Annotated in this window: 1 protein-coding gene; it reads right to left on the bottom strand. The window is 63.2% G+C overall.

What is annotated here, in order from left to right:
• Nucleotides 1-783 precede the first annotated feature (783 nt).
• A partial coding sequence (locus BP858_RS02210; RefSeq protein ID WP_286878715.1) for an NAD(P)/FAD-dependent oxidoreductase occupies nt 784-1,726 on the bottom strand: 943 nt, incomplete at its 5' end.

Here is a 1,726-nt window from a genome sequence, read left to right on the forward strand (position 1 = left end):
GGGGAGGGGGCTCGCCCCCTCCCCCCGTACGGAAGCCATGCCCGGGGCACAAACAGAGCCATGATCCCCCCACCCGCCAAACCGGGGCAGTTTTCATGGGAAATGTTAGCTGAAACGGTCCACTAGTGCAACGTGTCACTTTAGTTTGAAGATTTCGATGCACAGGGCGGAATGCCAATTGCCACATATGAAGACAGGGCACTACAACCTCACGCGGAAGCACGCAGGAGACCCTGCATTCATGTACCCGGATCACGCCGGAAGGTATTGCACCCCAATCGAGTTGCAACACATTTATGCTGGTAAAGGAAGACTGGTATCATGGCGAGAGAGATGTATCTCCTCGCGAAGGTCCCCCGCACCTGCAGAGCTGCTGATTCGCACCCAGGTATCCTTCCATTGGCCGGCTCTCCACGTTCAGGCCGGAAACAAGCTCTGCAGTGCCCACCTCCAAAGAAATCATTGCGGGAAGACGGACGAGATCAGCACCCACGAATCGGTAGACAGACCACCGGGATCAACAGGTCACGGGTACTGCAACAGATACCCCCTGATGAAACAGACCTCCGGATAACAGGGAACATCAACACATGCCCCGGATCAGGTATCCGGCAGGCAGCGCCCCCTATCACCAGGGCCGGCGCGCTGCCGGATACCCCGGAGACCACCTCTATTCTCGATCCTGCCGCCCCACTGGGCGGAGATCCATCCAGACCGAACTCCAGCGCTTTTCCGGGATGAGCCGGGTCAGGGTTGCACCTCTCCCTGAAGGGAGACGCCCCCTCACCAGACCGCAGTATGGAGTTCGTCGTCCTGCTGGAACCCCAGAAACGACCGGAACCCCTGCACCGCATCGATGACCCGGGCGCTCGTCGTCTTCATGAAGACCTCGAGGGGTATGCGCATCCGCGCATCAAGGCAACCGTAGAGGAAGTCCCGCAGTGCTGTCTCCGCCCGCAGTTCAGGGATGAGGCGGCGCCGGAGGAGGCCGGTGTAGGTCTCAGCGAGCGGCGCCCCGGTGGTGAGATGGCGGTGGATGGTGTGGGCGGCGAGTTCCGCGGTCCGGTGGGCGTAGAAGATACCTTCGCCGAGGATCGGGCTTGCAAACCCACCGGCGTCGCCGACGAGAAGCACCCCTTCATGAACCGGGGAAGGGATGTAGTTGCCAAACGGCAACGGAAAGCCCATCGGTTTTTGGCCCGAGAATGCCGAGAGGCCGATTGCATCCAGGAACTCCCCAAAGCGGTCGCGGAGGCTCTTTCCGTTCTTTCTGTATAGCCCCCCGATACCGACGACGATCGCGTCCCTGTTCGGGAAGACCCACCCGTAGCCCCACCTGCAGGCGGCAAAGAAGAGATGCGGTGTCGCAAGGTCGTCCTCCAGGCGGACCGGCCCGCCCCCGCCGGTCGGCGCCCGCAGCTCATCACGGGGGATCACCAGTTCCAGCGCTAACCCGAGGTTTTTCTGCCACCGCTCATGGTCGACGACGCTCTCCGGGAAGGAGCGCCTGACCCGGCTGTGGATCCCGTCCGCCCCGATGAGGACCGGGGCAGAGTGGCGGTCCCCCTCCGACGTCGTGACGGTGCGGCCGGCGTGGTCGACAGCGGTCACCTCCACGCCGTCGTGGACCTCGGCCCCGGCCTCCGCTGCCCTCCGGGAAAGATACGCGTCGTAGCGCTCCCGCCGGGTGAAGTAGAACGGCTCCGCGAGGTCTCCGGCGAGGGCA

Source organism: Methanoculleus sp. UBA413 (genome assembly GCF_002502935.1).
Classification (GTDB): domain Archaea; phylum Halobacteriota; class Methanomicrobia; order Methanomicrobiales; family Methanoculleaceae; genus Methanoculleus; species Methanoculleus bourgensis.